The organism is Streptomyces sp. CO7 (assembly GCF_053474865.1).
This window is the reverse complement of sequence record NZ_JBRIOU010000004.1, coordinates 130669-148788: the sequence shown is the minus strand read 5'-3', so window position 1 is coordinate 148788 and position 18120 is coordinate 130669. Positions and strand designations below refer to the sequence as shown.

20 protein-coding genes are annotated in these 18120 nt (G+C 73.1%); 15 read left to right on the top strand and 5 right to left on the bottom strand.

Annotated elements, in window-relative coordinates; all coding sequences use genetic code 11:
- Both ACOV8S_RS13365 and ACOV8S_RS13360 read right to left on the bottom strand, forming a co-directional pair.
- A partial coding sequence (locus ACOV8S_RS13365; RefSeq protein WP_448318046.1) for a tetratricopeptide repeat protein occupies positions 1-2974 on the bottom strand: 2974 nt, incomplete at its 3' end.
- Positions 2971-4830: an HSP90 family protein gene (locus tag ACOV8S_RS13360; protein WP_448318847.1), complete on the bottom strand. Its 1860-nt coding sequence runs from the start codon at positions 4828-4830 to the stop codon at positions 2971-2973. The genes ACOV8S_RS13360 and ACOV8S_RS13365, both read right to left, overlap by 4 nt.
- Before the next feature lie 181 nt (positions 4831-5011).
- Between ACOV8S_RS13360 and recG the strand changes: the two genes are divergently transcribed.
- The 9 genes from recG to ACOV8S_RS13315 all read left to right on the top strand — a co-directional run bounded on the left by recG (position 5012) and on the right by ACOV8S_RS13315 (position 12782).
- Entirely contained in the window at positions 5012-7210 is a 2199-nt protein-coding gene (gene recG / locus ACOV8S_RS13355) for an ATP-dependent DNA helicase RecG (RefSeq protein WP_448318044.1), read from the top strand.
- Between the two features lie 59 nt (positions 7211-7269).
- Positions 7270-7857: a 16S rRNA (guanine(966)-N(2))-methyltransferase RsmD gene (rsmD, locus tag ACOV8S_RS13350; protein ID WP_448318043.1), complete on the top strand. Its 588-nt coding sequence runs from the start codon at positions 7270-7272 to the stop codon at positions 7855-7857.
- Complete coding sequence (gene coaD / locus ACOV8S_RS13345) at positions 7854-8363, top strand: pantetheine-phosphate adenylyltransferase (RefSeq protein WP_448318042.1); 510 nt, start codon at positions 7854-7856, stop codon at positions 8361-8363. Before rsmD ends, coaD begins: the two co-directional genes overlap by 4 nt.
- 121 nt (positions 8364-8484) lie before the next feature.
- A complete protein-coding gene (locus tag ACOV8S_RS13340; protein WP_448318041.1) occupies positions 8485-9642 on the top strand; it encodes a cell division initiation protein in 1158 nt (385 codons plus the stop codon).
- 130 nt (positions 9643-9772) lie between these two features.
- A complete protein-coding gene (locus tag ACOV8S_RS13335; protein WP_351112073.1) occupies positions 9773-10426 on the top strand; it encodes a YceD family protein in 654 nt (217 codons plus the stop codon).
- Positions 10427-10428: 2 nt separating this feature from the next.
- Positions 10429-10602, top strand: a complete 174-nt coding sequence (gene rpmF / locus ACOV8S_RS13330; protein ID WP_052859918.1) for a 50S ribosomal protein L32 — start codon at positions 10429-10431, stop codon at positions 10600-10602.
- Positions 10603-10621: 19 nt separating this feature from the next.
- Entirely contained in the window at positions 10622-11482 is an 861-nt protein-coding gene (rnc, locus tag ACOV8S_RS13325; RefSeq protein WP_448318040.1) for a ribonuclease III, read from the top strand.
- Positions 11483-11616: 134 nt separating this feature from the next.
- Positions 11617-12474, top strand: a complete 858-nt coding sequence (mutM, locus tag ACOV8S_RS13320; protein WP_448318038.1) for a bifunctional DNA-formamidopyrimidine glycosylase/DNA-(apurinic or apyrimidinic site) lyase — start codon at positions 11617-11619, stop codon at positions 12472-12474.
- Positions 12475-12599: 125 nt separating this feature from the next.
- A complete protein-coding gene (locus ACOV8S_RS13315; protein ID WP_448318037.1) occupies positions 12600-12782 on the top strand; it encodes a hypothetical protein in 183 nt (60 codons plus the stop codon).
- Positions 12783-12794: 12 nt separating this feature from the next.
- Here ACOV8S_RS13315 and ACOV8S_RS13310 read toward each other — a convergent pair whose 3' ends face one another.
- On the bottom strand, positions 12795-13271 hold the full coding sequence (locus ACOV8S_RS13310; RefSeq protein ID WP_448318036.1) for a VOC family protein: 477 nt from the start codon (positions 13269-13271) through the stop codon (positions 12795-12797).
- Positions 13272-13321: 50 nt separating this feature from the next.
- On the opposite strand from ACOV8S_RS13310, the gene ACOV8S_RS13305 reads away from it, so the two are divergent.
- Both ACOV8S_RS13305 and ACOV8S_RS13300 read left to right on the top strand, forming a co-directional pair.
- Positions 13322-13747 (top strand): DUF6924 domain-containing protein, encoded by a 426-nt coding sequence (locus tag ACOV8S_RS13305; protein WP_448318035.1) that lies wholly within the window; start codon positions 13322-13324, stop codon positions 13745-13747.
- Between the two features lie 247 nt (positions 13748-13994).
- Positions 13995-14168 (top strand): hypothetical protein, encoded by a 174-nt coding sequence (locus ACOV8S_RS13300; RefSeq protein WP_448318034.1) that lies wholly within the window; start codon positions 13995-13997, stop codon positions 14166-14168.
- On the opposite strand, the gene ACOV8S_RS13295 is transcribed toward ACOV8S_RS13300, so the two are convergent.
- On the bottom strand, positions 14158-14364 hold the full coding sequence (locus tag ACOV8S_RS13295) for a hypothetical protein (RefSeq protein ID WP_448318032.1): 207 nt from the start codon (positions 14362-14364) through the stop codon (positions 14158-14160). The genes ACOV8S_RS13300 and ACOV8S_RS13295 overlap by 11 nt on opposite strands.
- 35 nt (positions 14365-14399) lie before the next feature.
- Here ACOV8S_RS13295 and ACOV8S_RS13290 point away from each other — a divergent pair, with 35 nt between their 5' ends.
- A complete protein-coding gene (locus tag ACOV8S_RS13290; protein WP_448318031.1) occupies positions 14400-14918 on the top strand; it encodes a YfbM family protein in 519 nt (172 codons plus the stop codon).
- A 136-nt stretch (positions 14919-15054) separates the two neighbouring features.
- Positions 15055-15651 carry a dihydrofolate reductase family protein gene (locus ACOV8S_RS13285; RefSeq protein WP_448318030.1) on the top strand — a complete coding sequence of 199 codons (597 nt, stop codon included), beginning with the start codon at positions 15055-15057 and terminating at the stop codon, positions 15649-15651.
- 126 nt (positions 15652-15777) lie between these two features.
- On the opposite strand, the gene ACOV8S_RS13280 is transcribed toward ACOV8S_RS13285, so the two are convergent.
- Complete coding sequence (locus ACOV8S_RS13280) at positions 15778-16989, bottom strand: CAP domain-containing protein (protein ID WP_448318029.1); 1212 nt, start codon at positions 16987-16989, stop codon at positions 15778-15780.
- 142 nt (positions 16990-17131) lie between these two features.
- Between ACOV8S_RS13280 and ACOV8S_RS13275 the strand changes: the two genes are divergently transcribed.
- Together ACOV8S_RS13275 and ACOV8S_RS13270 are read left to right on the top strand one after the other, a co-directional pair.
- The gene (locus tag ACOV8S_RS13275) at positions 17132-17413 is read left to right on the top strand and encodes an acylphosphatase (RefSeq protein ID WP_448318028.1); all 282 of its coding nucleotides are present in this window, start codon (positions 17132-17134) and stop codon (positions 17411-17413) included.
- 390 nt (positions 17414-17803) lie between these two features.
- A complete protein-coding gene (locus tag ACOV8S_RS13270) occupies positions 17804-18016 on the top strand; it encodes a hypothetical protein (RefSeq protein WP_108954195.1) in 213 nt (70 codons plus the stop codon).
- The last annotated feature ends 104 nt before the right edge of the window (positions 18017-18120 follow it).

The following is an 18120-nucleotide window of genomic DNA, read 5'->3' as shown; positions in this document are numbered from 1 at the left end:
GGTCGGGGTCCGCGTCGCAGGCGGCGAGGACCTCGCGGGCCCGGCCGGCCGCCTCGGCGGGCCGGCCGAGGGCGGACTCCAGCCGCCCCAGGGTGAGGAGGGCGTCCGCGTGGGCGGCCCGGGCGACCTCCCCGAGGGCCGCGAACCCCGACGCGGCCTCCGCGAGGTGTTCGTGCGCCTCCTCCGACGGCCCCTCGTGGTCGGCGAGCAGCCCGCCGAACTGATGGTGGGTGCCCGCGAGCTCCGCCGCAGCGGGCAGCAGCTCGGCGTCCTCCTCGGCGACGGCGACCGCCTCCCGGCACGCCTGCAGCGCCTGCTCCATCAGCGCTCGCGCCGCGGGAACGTCGTCCTCGGCCGCCAGCCACGCCCGCGCCCGCAGCGCCCGGACCTGCCCCGGCAGGTCGCCCAGCCCACGCCAGAGCTCCCCGGCCCGCGCGTACGCGGCGTGCGCCTCGGACGGGAGCTCGGCGCGCGACAGCGACTCCGCGGCGAGGTGCGCCAGCGTCGCGTGGTCCTGCTGCTCCGGCCAGTGCGCGGCCAGCTCGGCAGCCTGCAGCCGGCGCTCGGCGGCGTCCCGGTGGTCGCCGAGGGCGGCCAGGCAGTCGCCCAGCCACCACAGGGTCTGCACCACCACGCCGTCGCCGTGCGTCTCGGGCGACAGGTCCGGCAGCGTGGACTCCATCACCTCCGCCGCCTCCGCCCAGCGCCGCTGCCGGTGCAGCAGGCCGCCGAGGCGGTGCCGCGCGTAGGCGCCCAGCGTGGCGCCCTGACCGGACTCGTCGGCCCAGTGCGCGGCCTCCAGCGCGTGGTCGGCGGCCTCGGCCACCCCCGCGCCGCCGTCCGCGCACTCGGTCAGCACCTCGCACAGCTGCAGGTGGAGATGGGCGTGCCCGGCCGGCGGCAGCGCGTCCCCGCCGTGCTCCAGCGCGGCCCGCAGGTGCAGCGCCGCCGTCTCCGGGTCGTCCAGGTGGTGGGCGATCGCGGCCAGCCGCGACTCGTACTCCACCGCGTACCAGGGCAGCCCGGCCTCCAGGAACTGCCGTACCGCAAGCGTCAGTTCGGGCACCGCCTCCTCGGGGGACCCGGCCAGGTCGCCGAGCATCGCGTGCGCCTCGGCGGTCCGGGAGACCAGGTGCGGGTCCTCGGCGCCCGGGGCGTGCTCCGCGACGAAGGCCAGCACCTCGCGGGCCGCCTCCCGGGTCCCTTCCGCGGCCTCGGCCTCCGCCGCCGGGTCGGGCTCCTGCCCGTCCGCGCCCTGGGCGAGCCGCAGCAGCACCCGGGCCCGGGCCATCAGCACGGAGGCGGTCTGCCGCACCCCGGTGTCCCCGGCCGCGAACAGCGCCAGGCACTGCCGGTACGGGGCGGTGACGTCCTCCAGGGCCCCGTCGAGCTTGCCGGACAGCGTCCGCGCGTACACCCCGCGGGCCCGCGCCGCCAGCGCCTCGCCCAGGTCGCCCGCCTCGGCGTACAGCGTGGCCGCGGTGGCGAACAGGTCCAGGCCGTCGGGGCCCAGGGCCATCGCCCGGTGCTCGGCGATCTCCGCGCGGTCCCGCGCGGTGAGCACCACGTCGTCCGCGGAGCCCGCGGCACCGGTCCCGCCCGCGGTGGCGCTCACGCCCGCACCCGCGGCACCGGCACCCGCCGCACCGGTCACGCCCGTGCCTGCCACGCCCGCCGCACCGGTCACGCCCGAGCCCGCGGCGGCCCGTTCCACCGCCTCCCAGGCGTCCACCGCGCTCGGCAACAGCGCCTCCGACCGCCGCCGCGCCTCGGCGAGCAGCTCCGCCAGGCCGAGCCGCTGGTCCGGGGCCGCCCCGGAGGCGGACGCCCCCGCCGCCGGCCGCGGCGCCACCGTGGCGACGGAGACCCGTACGCCCAGCGGCAGGCGCTCCACCAGCGGCTCGCGCGCCATCCGCTCACGCACCCGGTCGCTCACGTACGAGGTGCCGTTGCGCCGGTCGAAGGCCTCCGCCAGCGACAGCGCCTCCGCCCGCGCGTGCGCGGCGAGCTCAGCGGCCGTCCAGTCACGGCCGGCCGGCCCCGGCACCTGTCTCGCGCCCATGTCCAGCGCCACCAGCCGGTCCATGACCAGCGCGGTCACCGCCAGGTAGTCCTTCTTGCTCGACGGGTGCCCGTCGTCGGTGAAGTACGCCGGCCGCTGCGCCAGCAGCTCCAGCGCCCGCGCCTCGTTGCCGGTGAGCGCGCAGAACTCCACGTGCTCGGCGTAGGAGGACCGCATGCTCTCCGTCGCCCGCACCAGGCGGAAACCGCGCAGGTGGTTCGCCTTCGCCTCGTCGAGCCGGCCCAGCCGCAGCAGCGGCAGCAGCGAGGACGCCAGCACGTTGTGCGGCTCGTGGGCGCAGGTGAAGCGGCCCTCCAGGACCGGACCCCACACCTCCAGCGCCTCCGCGTCGTGGCCGCCCGTCACCTGCCACCAGCCCTGCCCCTGCAGCTCGCAGGCGTAGCAGTCGGCCATCCGGTCCCGGTCCGCCGCCATCCACGCCCGGTAGGCGCGCTCCGCCCGCTCCAGGTCGCCGACGTGACTGGCGACGTGGAACTCGCAGGACCGCACGGCCCGCTCGGAGTGGCCCGCCAGCCGGTAGCGGCGCTCCATCTCCTCCAGCCAGTTCTCCATGGCGTCCAGCGGGATGTGCGGCTGCCCCAGCATCCCCGTCGACATCCACTTGAAGCGCCAGAACAGCGAGTGCGTCTCGTACGCGTCGAAGTCCTCCGGCCGCTCGTCCCACATCCGCAGCAGCCGGGCGAACGGCACGAACGCCTTGTCCTTCTCCGAGCTGTAGTTGTAGACGGTCAGCTGGTGGCCCAGTGCCTCGATCACGGCCAGCGGTATGCCGAGCGACTCGGCGTCCGCCAGCAGTTGCTCGGCCCGCGCGTTGCGCGCCGGGCCCTCGGGCCGCTCGCCGTTCTCCGCGATCGCGCGGCGCAGCTCGTCCAGGCCGGTGACGGAAGTCAACGGACGTCCTCCTCAGGGTCGCCGTGCGTGGCATCGCCGTGCGTGGCCCACTCCAGCAGGCCGAGGAACGCACGGTTGAGCAGCGCGGTGTCCGCGGGCCGCAGCGGCCGCTGCGCCATGAGCAGCGCCTGACCGTACAGGGACTCCGTCGCCGTACCGACCAGCTCCGGGTCCGTCAGTGAACCCAGGCGCCGGATCAGCGGGTTGAGATGGTTGAGCACCAGGCGGGCGCGCGGCGCCCCGCCCCGCAGCGAGCCGAGGATGCCCGACCACAGGTCGTCGGCCTGCTCCTCGGCCTCCGCCCGCGCCTGCTCGTGGCGGGCGGAGCGGTCGTCCAGGTGGAGCGCGGGCACCGTCATCGGGTGGAAGGCCCGCAGCACCACGTCGCAGCCCAGGGCGTCCAGCCGGGTCCGGGCCGCCGCCAGGAACGGCTGCAGCGCCAGCTCCACCGACGGGTCCACCGAGTCCAGGTGGGCCGTCACCACGTCCGCGTCCAGCTCGGCGACCACCGACCCCGGCCGCACCGTCGGCAGCGCCTCCACCAGCTCGGTGTCGTAGGTGTAGCCGCCGTTGACCACGCCGACGCCCTGCGCCGAGGCGATCGCGGAGACCTGCCGGTACTCCTCCACGGTCCGCGTGTAGTGCACGATCTTGTGCCGCTGGGCGAACTCCTCCAGCGACAGCTGCCCGTCCGTGGTCTCGAACGGCAGCCAGGGCAGCATCACGCGCAGCATCTCGGAGTCGTGCCGGGCCAGCGCCTTCACACCCAGGTGGTGCACGGCCAGGAACGCCGTCAGCCGGTCCGGGTCGCCCGCCGCCAGCCCCGTCAGCCACGACCGGATCCGCTCGCCCAGCGCCTCCCGCACCGCCGCCAGCGTCTCGTCCTCGTACAGCGACTCCCGTGAGGCGGTGGGCCGCAGGGTGTCCGTGTCCAGGACGCACCGCACGAAGAACGCCCAGTCCGGCAGCAGTTCGTCGGCCCGGTCGGTCAGCAGCATGCCCTTGAGGTGCACGCGGTGACCGGCCCGCTGCGCCGGGCTGACCGCGGCCGGCAGCACGTACGCCACGCCGCGCACCCCGGCCACCGGCACGTCCAGGTCGATCGAGTCCAGCGGGGTGAAGCCGAACAGGTCACGGCAGTGCCGCGCCAGCGCCACCCGCCGGGTCGTCGGGCTCTGGTACGACCGGTCCCAGGGCGCCGGCAGGTCGGTGACCGCCTCGTCGTTCACCCGCACGTCGTACGGCAGCAGCGAGCCGAAGTCGCGGGCCAGCTTCAGCACCCGCTCCTCCTCCAGCCACTGCCCCGCCCCGGCGCGCGCCCGCAGGTGCACCGTGGTGCCGGGCTCGGCGCGGGCGTCGTCGGGCAGCGTGCGCACCGTGTACGAGCCGTCGTCGGTGGCCAGCCACTCCACCGGCGGCGCATCGGGCGTCCGGGCGCTGCGGCTGACCACCCGGATCTCCTCGGCGACCAGGAAGCAGGCCAGCAGACCGATGCCGAACTGCCCGAGGAACCCCGAGCGCGCCGACTCCAGGGAGGCCGCGTCGCCGCGCTTGGAGCTGCGGCCGATGGTCGCCAGCAGGTTGTGGACGTCCTCCTCGGTGAGGCCGACGCCGGTGTCCTCCACCCGCAGCGTCCCGCCCCGGGCGTGCAGCCGCACGCGGGCCGGGGCGTCCGGATCCTCCGCGCGCCGCGCGGTGACGGCGTCCACCGCGTTCTGCAGCAGCTCGCGCAGGTAGACCTTCGGGCTGGAGTACAGGTGGTGGGAGAGCAGATCCACCAGACCGCGCAGGTCGACCTGGAAGGAGTGCGGGGCGGTGGGTGCGGGCTGGGACGGCTTCGAGGTCTGGGAGTCCATCGTCACGGCGCCGGTGGGGGAGGTGCGAGGTCGGCGCGGGGTCGGGCGGCACCGTATGGGGCGGTGGACCGCGGGTCAGTGGTGGCCGGACGCGCCATCCTAGAAGCTGAAGAACACACCTGACCAGGAGTTTCCACAGCCATTCCGCAGGGCTGTCGCACCCGTGGTGTGGAATGGGTGCGTGCCCGCACTGGAAGAACCCCTGAAGAAGGTGCTCGGCCCCGCCACCGCGAAGGTGATGGCCGAGAACCTCGGCCTGCACACGGTCGGTGACCTGCTGCACCACTACCCGCGGCGGTACGAGGAGCGCGGCCGCCTCACCCGGCTCGCCGAACTCCCCATGGACGAGCACGTCACCGTGGTCGCCCAGGTCGCCGACGCGCGGCTGCACACCTTCGCCTCCAGCCGGGCACCCCGCGGCAAGGGGCAGCGCCTGGAGGTCACCATCACCGACGGCAGCGGCCGCCTGCAGCTGGTGTTCTTCGGCAACGGCGTCCACAAGCCGCACAAGGACCTGCTCCCCGGCACCCGCGCGCTGTTCGCCGGCAAGGTCTCCATGTTCAACCGCCGGCTCCAACTGGCCCATCCGGCGTACGAGTTGCTGCGGGGCGAGGACGCCGCCGAGACGGTCGACAGCTGGGCCGGGGCGCTCATCCCGATCTACCCCGCCACCGCCAAGCTGGAGTCCTGGAAGCTCGCCAAGGCCGTCCAGACGGTACTGCCCAGCGCCCAGGAGGCCGTCGACCCGCTCCCGGACACCCTCCGCGAGGGCCGCGGTCTGGTCCCGCTGCCCGAGGCCCTGCTCAAGATCCACCGGCCGCAGACCCCGGCCGACGTGGAGGACGCCCGCTCCCGCCTCAAGTGGGACGAGGCCTTCGTCCTCCAGGTCGCCCTCGCCCGCCGCCGCCACGCCGACGCCCAGCTGCCCGCCGTGCCCCGCAGGCCCACCCCGGACGGCATCCTCGCCGCCTTCGACGACCGCCTCCCGTTCACCCTCACCGAGGGCCAGCGGAAGGTCTCGAAGAAGATCTTCGACGACCTCGCCGCCGAACACCCCATGCACCGCCTCCTCCAGGGCGAGGTCGGGTCGGGCAAGACGATGGTGGCGCTGCGGGCCATGCTCGCCGTGGTCGACGCCGGGGGACAGGCCGCGATGCTCGCGCCCACCGAGGTGCTCGCCCAGCAGCACCACCGCTCGGTCACCGAGATGATGGGCGACCTCGCCCAGGGCGGCATGCTGGGCGGCGCCGAGCACGCCACCAAGGTCGTGCTGCTCACCGGCTCCATGGGCGCTGCCGCCCGCCGCCAGGCCCTGCTCGACCTGGCCACCGGCGAGGCCGGCCTGGTCATCGGCACCCACGCCCTGATCGAGGACAAGGTGCAGTTCCACGACCTCGGACTGGTCGTGGTCGACGAACAGCACCGCTTCGGCGTGGAGCAGCGCGACGCGCTGCGCGGCAAGGGCAAGCAGCCGCCCCACCTGCTGGTGATGACGGCCACCCCGATCCCCCGCACGGTGGCGATGACGGTCTTCGGCGACCTGGAGACCTCCGTCCTGGACCAGCTGCCCGCCGGACGCTCGCCGATCGCCAGCCACGTGGTGCCCGCCGCCGACAAGCCGCACTTCCTGGCCCGCGCCTGGGAGCGGGTCCGCGAGGAGGTGGAGAACGGCCACCAGGCCTACGTGGTCTGCCCGCGCATCGGCGACGAGGAGGACGACCCGAAGAGCCGGCGGAAGAAGGAGGAGGCCGAGACCGCCGACAAGCGGCCGCCGCTGGCCGTCCTGGAGGTCGCCGAACAGCTCGCGAAGGGTCCCCTTGCCGGACTGCAGGTGGAGGTGCTGCACGGCAGGATGCACCCGGACGACAAGGACGCCGTGATGCGCCGCTTCGCCGCCGGCGGGACGCACGTCCTGGTCGCCACCACGGTCATCGAGGTCGGCGTGAACGTCCCCAACGCCACCGCCATGGTGATCATGGACGCCGACCGCTTCGGCGTCTCCCAGCTGCACCAGCTGCGCGGCCGGGTCGGCCGCGGCTCCGCGCCCGGCCTGTGCCTGCTGGTCACCGACGCCCCCGAGGCCAGCCCCGCCCGGCAGCGGCTGGGCGCGGTCGCCTCCACCCTCGACGGCTTCGAGCTCTCCCGGATCGACCTGGAGCAGCGCCGTGAGGGCGACGTGCTCGGCCAGGCCCAGTCCGGGGCCCGCTCCTCGCTGCGGGTCCTCGCCGTCATCGAGGACGAGGAGGTCATCGCCCAGGCCCGCGAGGAGGCCGCCGCCACCGTCGCCGAGGACCCCGACCTCGCGGCCCACCCGGGGCTGCGCGCCGCCCTCGACGCCCTCCTCGACGAGGACCGCGAGCAGTACCTGGAGAAGGGCTGAGAGACTGGGGACCGATCGTCACATCCACCGTCGGACCGCGAAGAGGACCTGAGCAGCAGATGAGCCGCGTGATCGCCGGGACCGCGGGAGGGCGCCGGCTGGCCGTCCCCCCGGGCAACGGCACCCGTCCCACCTCCGAGCGGGCGCGTGAGGGCCTGCTGTCCACCTGGGAGGCGCTGCTCGGCGGCCCCCTGGAGGGCGAGCGCGTCCTGGACCTGTACGCCGGTTCCGGCGCGGTCGGCCTGGAGGCGCTCAGCCGCGGCGCCGCGCACGCCCTGCTGGTGGAGGCCGACAACCGGGCCGCCCGCACGGTGCGGGAGAACGTCCGCTCGCTCGGCCTGCCCGGCGCCGAGGTCCGCAACGCCAAGGCGGAGCAGGTGATCCAGGGACCGCCGCCGGGCGCCCCCTACGACCTCGTCTTCCTCGACCCGCCGTACGCGGTCACCGACGACGATCTCCGGGAGATTCTCCTCACACTCCGCTCCGGAGGCTGGCTCGCCGACGAGGCGCTCGTCACCGTGGAGCGCAGCACCAGAGGCGGCGAATTCAGCTGGCCGCACGGTTTCGAACCGTTGAGGTCCCGCCGTTACGGAGAAGGCACCTTTTGGTACGGTCACGCCGCCTCCACCAGCGAGGACGCGCCATGACCGGACCGGAGAGCGAGGGATCCCACGTGCGCCGCGCCGTCTGTCCCGGGTCGTTCGACCCCATCACCAACGGACACCTCGACATCATCGCCCGGGCCTCCCGCCTGTACGACGAGGTCTACGTGGCCGTGATGATCAACCAGAACAAGTCGGGCCTGTTCACCGTCGACGAGCGGATGGAGCTGATCCGCGAGGTGACCTCCGACTGCCCCAACGTGATCGTCGAGTCCCACCACGGCCTGCTGGTCGACTTCTGCAAGCAGCGCGACATCCCCGCCATCGTCAAGGGACTGCGCGCGGTCAGCGACTTCGACTACGAGCTGCAGATGGCCCAGATGAACAACGGCCTCTCCGGGGTGGAGACGCTCTTCGTCCCCACCAACCCCACGTACAGCTTCCTGTCCTCCTCGCTGGTCAAGGAGGTCGCGGCCTGGGGCGGCGACGTCGCCCACCTGGTGCCGCCGACCGTCCTGACGGCGCTGGCCGGGCGGCTGCGCGGGAAGTGATCCGCACGGCGCCGACGCGCCGGGGACGCAGCGACGTCCCGCCCATCGTGCCGGACGGGCGGCGGTCGCCGTACAGTCGTCCCGTCCGTCTCCAACCAGCTGTAGAGAGTGGCGAGTCCAGGTGGACGTGCAGAACAAGCTCGACGAGATCGTCGGCATGGTGTCGGGTGCCAGGTCGATGCCGATGTCGGCCTCGTGCGTGGTCAACCGCGCCGAACTCCTCGCCCTGCTGGAAGAGGTCAGGGACGCTCTGCCCGGCTCCCTGGCCCAGGCCCAGGAGCTGATCGGCGGCCGCGAGACGATGGTCCAGCAGGCCCGCGAGGAGGCCGAGCGGATCGTCGAGGGCGCCCACGCCGAGCGTGCCTCCCTCATCTCGGGCACCGAGATCGCCCACCAGGCCCAGCAGGAGGCCGACCGCATCCTCACCGAGGCGCGCGCCGAGGCCGAGGAGATCCGGGCCGAGGCCGACGACTACGTCGACTCCAAGCTCGCCAACTTCGAGGTCGTCCTGACCAAGACCCTGGGCTCGGTGGGCCGCGGCCGCGAGAAGCTGCTCGGCACCGGCCCCGGCCTGGACGAGAACGGCTACGAGGACGAGGACGCCCCCGAGCGCAGCCACGACCCCGAGACCCTGCGCCGCGACGCCGACAGCTACGTCGATCTCAAGCTGGGCGCCTTCGAGGCGGTGCTCGCCAAGACGCTGGAGGCGGTCGGCCGCGGCCGGGACAAGCTGCAGGGCCGGATCGCCTCCGACGCGCTGGCCGACCTGCCGCTGGGCGATGACGGCATGCCGCTCGCCCACGAGAGCGACGAGGACTTCCTGGCGGGCCTCGCGGACGCCGCCCAGGCCCCGGAGCGGCGCCCCGAGCGGCCGCAGCCGCAGCTCCCGCAGCAGGTGCAGCACCAGCCGCAGTACGACCAGCAGTCGCCGTACGAGCAGCCGCAGCAGCCGCAGCACCAGCACGGGTACGAGCAGCAGGCTGCCCAGGACCCCTACGGCTACCAGCAGCCCCAGCCGGCCGCGGCCTCCTACGGCTACGACCAGCAGGGCGGGCACTCCCAGGGCTACGGCTACGACTACCAGCAGGCGGACCCGTACGCCGCCTACGGCCGGCAGCAGCCGCAGCAGGCCCAGCAGCCGCAGCAGGGCTACGACCAGGGCTACGGCTATCAGGAGCCCGCTCCGGCCGCCCGCGCGCTGGACGAGACCAGCTTCTTCGACACCGGCATGATCACCCCCGAGCAGCTGCGGGCCTACGAGCAGGGCCGCGGACAGTAGCCGCCCGCGACGGAGCGTAGGATCGAGGGGGGCCGGTTGGGTGCCGGTCGAAACGTCCAGTATCCTGGCTCTTCGGTCGTGCCCTCTGGGCGCGATTCCCCCCTCTTCACCTCGCAGATCTAAGGCTGGAATGGCTCAGAACGCCCGCCTCGACCACCGTGACCCTCTCGTGTTCGACACGCATGAGCTGGGGCGGCGGCCCGGTGCGCTGCGGCGCCTGACCAGGACGGTCGACGCGCCCCGTGACCTCGGCATCGCCGACGTCATCGGTGTGCCGGAGGGCAGGCCGCTGGAGCTCCAGCTCCGGCTGGAGTCGGTCCTGGAGGGCGTCCTCGTCACGGGGACCGCCCGTGCGAAGGCCGAGGGGGAGTGCGTAAGGTGTCTGGAGCCGCTCGAGCGTCAGCTCGTGGCGGACTTCCAGGAGATGTTCTCGTACCCTGACGCCGACGACCGGGGCCGCCCCAAGGCGGACGCCGGCGACGACGCCGAGGACGACGAGGACACTCTGTATCTCGAGGACGGCATGTTCGACCTCGAGCCCGTGCTGCGTGACGCGGTGGTACTCGCACTGCCGATGCAGCCGGTGTGCCAGGAAGACTGCCCTGGTCTGTGCCCCGAGTGCGGGGTGCGGCTGGCGGACGACCCGGACCACCACCATGACGCCGTCGACATCCGTTGGGCGGCACTGCAGGGACTCGCAGGTTCACTCGAACCCGGCGAGAAGGACGAGATGAGCGGCGGCGCGCCTCAGTCAGCACGCGCCGACGAGAAGCAGGAGAAGTAGCCGTGGCTGTTCCGAAGCGGAAGATGTCGCGCAGCAACACGCGTCACCGCCGGTCGCAGTGGAAGGCTGCGGTCCCCACCCTGGTGTCGTGCGAGCGCTGCCACGAGCCCAAGCAGCAGCACATCGCGTGCCCGTCTTGCGGCACGTACAACAAGCGCCAGGTCCTCGAGGTCTGAGCGGCTGGTGAGAGGCTCCATGTCCAACGCCAAGAAGGCGGACACGGCCTCGTCCCACACGCTTCTGGAAGGGCGGCTCGGGTACAAGCTCGAGTCCGCCCTTCTGGTGCGTGCACTGACCCACCGTTCCTACGCGTACGAGAACGGCGGTCTGCCCACCAACGAGCGGCTGGAGTTCCTCGGGGACTCCGTGCTCGGCCTGGTGGTCACGGACACGCTGTACCGGGTCCACCCCGACCTCCCGGAGGGCCAGCTGGCCAAGCTCCGGGCCGCGGTGGTCAACTCGCGTGCGCTGGCCGAGGTGAGCCGTGGGCTCGACCTCGGTTCCTTCATCCGGCTGGGCCGCGGTGAAGAGGGCACGGGCGGCCGGGACAAGGCATCCATCCTGGCCGACACCCTTGAAGCGGTGATCGGCGCGGTCTATCTCGACCAGGGTCTGGACGCGGCGGCGGAGCTGGTGCACCGCCTCTTCGACCCGCTGATCGAGAAGTCCTCGAACCTGGGCGCCGGCCTGGACTGGAAGACCAGTCTCCAGGAGCTCACCGCGACCGAGGGGCTCGGCGTTCCCGAGTACCTGGTCACGGAGACCGGGCCCGACCACGAGAAGACCTTCACTGCTGCCGCCCGCGTCGGAGGCGTCTCGTACGGCACCGGCACCGGCCGCAGCAAGAAGGAAGCGGAGCAGCAGGCCGCGGAGTCCGCCTGGCGGGCCATCCGGGCCGCCGCGGACGAGCGCGCCGAGGCGGAGGCCGCCGCCGCGACCGCCGCCGCGACCGCCTCCTCGGGCAACGCCTCGGACGGAGCCTCCCCGGAGGCCCCCGAAGAGGCTGCCGCCCCGCGCGACGGCGGGACGACGGACGCCGAGCAGGCGTCCGCCTGATCCGCGTCCGTCCGGTCCGGCCGTGCCCTGGGCGCGGTCCGGTCCGGTCCGTCGCAGCACGTCCGTGAGCGCCCGTCCCCGACCGACCGGGGGCGGGCGCTCGCCCACTCCCACGGGGAAGACGGAGAGCCGCCATGCCCGAACTGCCCGAGGTCGAGGTCGTCCGGCGCGGCCTGGAACGCTGGGTCGCCCACCGCACCGTCGACGCCGTCGAGGTGCTGCACCCGCGCGCCGTGCGCCGGCACCCGGCGGGCGGGGAGGACTTCGCCCGCCGGCTGGCCGGTCACCGGATCGGCGTGCCGAGCCGCCGCGGCAAGTACATGTGGCTCCCGCTGGAGGACGCCGGCCAGGCCGTCCTCGCCCACCTCGGCATGAGCGGGCAGCTCCTGGTCCAGCCGCACGCCGCCCCCGACGAGAAGCACCTGCGCATCCGCGTCCGCTTCGACGACGCCCTCGGCACCGAGCTCCGCTTCGTCGACCAGCGCACCTTCGGCGGGCTCTCGCTGCACCCCACCGACGCCGACGGGCTGCCCGACGTGATCGCGCACATCGCGCGCGACCCGCTGGACCCGCTCTTCGACGACGAGGCGTTCCACCAGGCCCTGCGTCGGCGCCGCACCACCGTCAAGCGGGCACTGCTGGACCAGTCGCTGATCAGCGGCGTCGGCAACATCTACGCCGACGAGGCGCTGTGGCGCGCCCGCGTGCACTACGAACGCCCCACGGCCGGCTTCACCCGCCCCCGCACGGCCGAACTGCTCGGGCACGTGCGTGACGTGATGACCGAGGCCCTCGACGTGGGCGGCACCAGCTTCGACAGCCTCTACGTCAACGTGAACGGCGAGTCCGGGTACTTCGACCGCTCGCTCGACGCGTACGGGCGCGAGGGCCTGCCGTGCCGCCGGTGCGGCACCCCGATGCGGCGCCGCCCGTGGATGAACAGGTCCAGCTACTTCTGCCCCCGCTGCCAGAGGCCGCCCCGGGCCGGGTGACGGCCCGCGGCCTGCGTGAGGCCGGGCGGGCCGGTGGGTCCGCCGGTGGGGCGGGCCGGGAACCATTGTCGTGCCCCTGACGGCTGATCGTCCTGGCCCTGCGCAAGCAGCGCGAGAACACCCGGGTGCAGGCCGGCCGCCCTGCCGCGGAGCGGATCTGGGCCCGCGGCTGGTACTGCCGGCGCTGCGGCACCGTCCACCTCCCCGACGCCGACGGGGCGGAGGCCGGCCCCCTCCCGCTGGCGGAGTTCCGGCGCCTCGTGTGGAGCGAGGGCGGCTACGGCCACCTCGCGGCCCGGCGCGGCTGAGGTTACGGCGCGTCAGTCCTGGCGCTCCGCCGCGCCCGGCCCTGGAGGAAGCGTCTCGCTGACGAAGACGCAGAACGGGTGGCCGTCCGGGTCGCGGTAGACGCGGAAGGACTCCTCGTCGTCCTCGTCGGGCTCCTCCCGGTCGTCCAGCAGGCACCCGCCGAGCGCGAGGATTCGTTCGTGCTGGACGTGCAGCTCCGCCCGCGACGCCACGCACAGGTCGAGGTGCATCTGCTGCGGCACCGGGCCGTCCGGCCAGGTCGGCGCGGCGAGGCGCTCGACCTGCTGGACGGCGAGCTGGGGCAGGCCCTCCGGTGTCCTCAGCACCAGCCAGTCACCACCGCGTTCGTCGGGCTCGCCCTGCGGGGGCGGCTCGTCGCCCGCCCGGTATACGAGACCCAACAGCGAGCGGTAGAACTCCGCCAGCCCACGGGCGTCCGTGCTGTCCAGCACCGTCTGCACCAGCCGGATGCCGCTCTGCCCGCTCACAGGTCTTCCCCTCCGTTCGACGACTCCCCGCAGATGACAGGATGGCAGGCATGCCCCTCCCCGCACCGGACGACCTCGCCTCGACGGTCCTGCGCACCGACTTCGCCGACGACGCCGCCTGGGCGGCGGTGCGCGCGGCGATCGACGCCGCGGACGGCCAGGGGCACGCCACCTACGTCAGCGATCCCCGCTTCACCGACGTGTCCGTGCCGGACCTGGTCGACGAGGAGTCGGCCGCCGGCGAGGACGACAGGCTCACCTACGTGTTCCTCGCCGACGCGGCCACCCTGACCGACCCGTCGTTCCCGCTGCTCGCCGTCGACCTCCACGACGAACCCGGCCGCACGTTCCGGGTTCCGGCCCGGTGGTACCCCGAGGTGTCCGCCAACCTCAGCATCGCCAACGCGGACTTCGCCGACTTCGCCGACGCGGCGGACGACGCCGGCTGGTTCCGCGGCCGGGGCGACGCCGATTGATCACGCAAGGAGTGCCGGTCACCGGCCGGTGCGGCGAGTGCGGGGGCGTGACGACCATCGACGTGGGCCAGTCCTTCCACGGTGGCAGGATGCGCTGGGGCACCGAGGGGCGGTGCGCGACTGTCCGAACGGATGGTGCGACGAGGACAGCGGTCCCGTCGCGCCCGAGCACATCCGACAAGCCCTGCTGCGGGCCCACGGGCCCGCGCTGCTCCGCCTGTCAGGAGAGGCGCCGAGCCTGGTCCCGGTGCTCCAGGCCCTCCGGGACGCGCGGGACCTCTCCCTCGCCGAAGCACGCGCACAGGCCACGCGTGTCGCCGCCGACGGGCTCCTCGGCACGCTCGTCGAGATGGAGGTTCTGGCGCTGTTCCTCCGCGGACGCGGCGTCGAGGTGACCGTCGCACCGGCCTCTACCGCGTGACGGTCATGACGACGTACAGCATCCCGCCGAAGAACACGGCCAGGACGACACCGAGGACGACGACCACCGCGGCCGTGACGGCGCCGACCAGTCCCGAAACCCCCGCGACCGCGGCCCAGCCCGCCCGCGTCACCCGCTCCGACCGCGCCACCACGCCTTCGGGGTCGCTGTCGTCGTACCAGTCCTGATCGTTCATGGCACCCCCTGGGCCGAAGGATAGATTCTCTGCCCATGAGCATGATCGGTGAGTACCTGCGCGTCACGGCGGCTGAGCTCGACCGGGCGATACAGGACCCTGACTGGGCGTTCGACCTCACGGAGGAGGTCCAGGACGCCGAGGAGGAGTCGGAACCCGCGCCGGCGGAAGCACGTCACTTCAGCACCTACAAGACCTGGAACCTGCTGGGCTTCCTCCTCGAGCGTGCCGACTTCCCGGTGGACGTCGTCCACGGCGAGGAGCCGTTCGCCGAGGACGAGGACTGGGGGTACGGACCGCCGAGGTACCTGCCGGCGGAGCGGGTGCGGTACGCGGCGGCGCAGCTGCGGGCCACCACCTACGACCAACTCGTGAGCGGCGTGGACCCCGCCGACCTGACCGAGGCCGAGGTCTATCCGCTGACCGGCGTGTACCCCCTCGGATGGCACGAGCCCGGAGCGCTCGAGTGGGGGCGTCACTGGTACGACGGCCTGACGCGGTTCTTCGAGGCCGCCGCGGCGGCGGACGACGCCATGCTCGTGTGGCTCGACTGACGGTCGTCCCCCTGCGAAACCCTCGGAATCTCCCGACGGGCTGTGCAATGATCGCCAGGCGATCGGGGGACCGCCAATCTCGCACGACGTGGTCGCTTCGAGCCGCACATCGCAGCCAATCGACGAAAGGCCATCCGTGCGCAGGCTCGTCTATTACATCGCCACCACGCTCGACGGTTTCATCGCCGGGCCGGACGGCGCCGATCCCACCGGCCCGAACGGCTTCTGGCCCATTCCTGACGATTATCTCCAGCACATCGTGTCCGAATACCCGGAGACGCTGCCCGCCCCGGCGCGGGCGGCACTGTCCGTCACGGCCGAGGGAACGCGCTTCGACACCGTCCTCGAAGGGCGACGCAGTTACGAGATCGGCCTCGCGGCCGGGATCACCGACGCCTATCCCCACCTGCGGCATCTCGTCTTCTCGCGGACCCTGTCCGAGAGCCCCGACCCCGCCGTCGAGCTGGTGGCCGACGATCCGGTGGCGAAGGTGCGAGAGCTGAAGCAGGAGGACGGCAAGGACATCTGGCTGATCGGTGGCGCGGAACTGGCCAATTCCCTGTATTCGGAGATCGACCAGCTGATCCTCAAGGTGGGAGCGCTGACCGTCGGTGCCGGAATTCCGCTCTTCTCGCAGAAGTCCACTTTCGCACCGCGCCGCTGGGAACTCACGGATCACGTCCCCCTGAAGAGCGGAGCGCTCTTCCTCACCTATACGCGCGTGACCGATTAGCCTGCGCTCGCACGCGAGGCCGGCGGAGCGGCGCCGCTGTACGGTCCGTCCGCCTCGACGGCCACCACCCGGCATCCCCCAGGGACTGGAGGCGGCCAGGGCATGACCTCCTGACCCGCAGGTGTCTCAGTAGCCGAAGTCCTGGGTCCACCAGGGGCCGCCGGAGGCGAAGTGGACGCCGACGCCGAGGGTCTTGAAGTCGCAGTTCAGTATGTTCGCCCGGTGGCCTTCGCTGTTCATCCAGGCGTCCATCACCGCCGCCGCGTCCGCCTGGCCGCGGGCTATGTTCTCGCCGCCCAGGTTGTCGACGCCGGCCGCCGCGGCGCGGTCCCACGGCGTGGCGCCGCTGGGGTCGGTGTGGTCGAAGAAGTCCTGCTCGGCCATGGCCCGGCTGAAGTCGTCGGCCAGGTCGGTGAGCCCGCTGTCGGCCTTGACCGGGCTGCACCCGGCGGAGGCCCGCTCCTGGTTGACCAGCTGCAGGACCCGCGCCCGGGCGGCGTCCTCCTGCGAGAGGTCCGCGCTGCCGCCGGACGCCGGCTTGCGGGGCTCCGGCGTCTTGGTGGTGGGCGCCGGCTTCTCGGGTTCGGTGGTCTTCTCGGCGGTGGGCTCAGGAGAGGGCTCGGCCTTCTCCTTCTTCTCCTTCGAGGCGGAGGGGGACGCGGTCGGCGAGGGCTTCGCCGAACCGGTGCCGGCCCCGCCGGAGGCGGCGCCCGGGTCGACCCGGCCGCCCGCACCGCCCTGCTGGGTCTCGGCGTTGTCCGGGCCGTCGAACGCGCGGATCGCGCCGTCGCCGCCCAGCCGGTAGGTGTCCAGTCCCGGCACCATGCCCGTGGCGGCCGCGACCACACCGATCGCCAGCGCCGCGGAGACGCCCAGCAGCCCGGTGCGCACCGGGTGACGGGTCCGCCTTCCCTTCGCCCGGTGGCCCGAGGGGCCCGACGGGGCGGGGCGCTGCGCGGGCAGCGCGGTGGTCGGGGCGTCCTGGCGGGCGCCGGCCGGGCCCGCGGGCTCCTCCGTGCCGAACAGGTAGGCGTGGCTGCGCGCGTAGGGGTCCCCGCCCGCCGAGCGGCCGGTGCCACGGTGCTGGTCGTGGCCGTCGTGGCCGCCGTCGTACCGGTGGGGCCCCTCGTAGCCGTGCTGCCCGCCGTACCCCTGGGGTCCGCCGTAGCCGTAGGGGCTGTTGGAGCCCTGGGGGTAGGAGCCGTAGGAGTCGTGCGTCGCCCGGTACTGCTGCTCGTGGCCCTGCTGGGGCCCGGCGGCGTCCGGGGCGGCGCCGGTGGCGCGAGGGGTGCCGCCGCTGCCCTTGCGGCCGGCGGCGGAGCGTCGGTGGCGTCCCATTCCTCTGCTGGCCTTTCTCGGGCTGCGGTCCACGCGACTCACTCGTACGGGTGAGTTTCGCTGCGGTCGAGGGGGGACGCTACCGCATCGCTCCCGGGGGTGTGGGCGTCCGGTGAGACTTTTGCTCGGTTAGCGTGCACATATGAACGACGATGCACGTCTGGTCGCCTGGGTCCGCGGCAAGGTACAGCGGGTGGGCTTCCGCTGGTTCACACGCGCGAAGGCGCTGGAGCTCGGCGGACTGAGTGGTTTTGCTCTCAATCTGCAGGACGGACGGGTGCAGGTCGTCGCCGAAGGACCCCGCGCGGAATGCGAGCGGTTGCTGGAGTGGCTCATGGGGGAGGACACGCCGGGTCGCGTGGACGGCGTGACCGAGATTTGGGACACACCCCGCGGTGGCTACACCGGCTTCGAGATCCGCTGAACGAGGCCCTCCGCGGCGCCGCGGCCGCCGTCCCAAAGGCCCGCAGGCGCGGCGCGGGAGAGGAAAAGTCCAGGTGACCGCCGCGAAAGGGTTGTCACGGCAGCCCGCACACGCCAGGATGATCCGCACGCCCCCGGGCCCCGAAGGAGACGCCGCGCGAAGTCGTCAGCGCAGAGCGCCCCGGGGACACCGTCGATACGGGGCGTGATCGTGTTGACCGTCAAACTTTTTGGTGAGACTCTGAAAGCCCCGCGCACCCTAGCTGTTTGGCATGAGGAAACAGCGGCATGAAGTCACCGGTCTGATACCGCAGTGTCGGGCATCAGGGTGCGATTCCCTCACGACCCACCACCGCTTCGGTCGGTCACTCAGTGTGGAGGACCATCCATCATGGCAAAGGCGCTTCTCGGTTACGTCGGCGGCTCCGACCCGCGACTCCTCGCCGAGATGCGACGGCTGCAGCAGCGCGTCCAGGACCTGGAATCCGAGCTGGTACGGATCCAGGCGGAGAAGGACGCGCTCGCGGCTGCCGCTTCTCGCGACCGGATGTTGGAAAGCATGGAGAGCATCGACGCACACCAGGCGGAGCCCGCGCTCACCTGATCCGGCTCGTCGGCGGGCCGCCGCAGCGCCCGCACCTCGCCGGTGCCTCAAGGGACGCCCTCGGCGTCCCTTTCGCCTTCATCGCTTCCGCGGCCCTCCCCGCC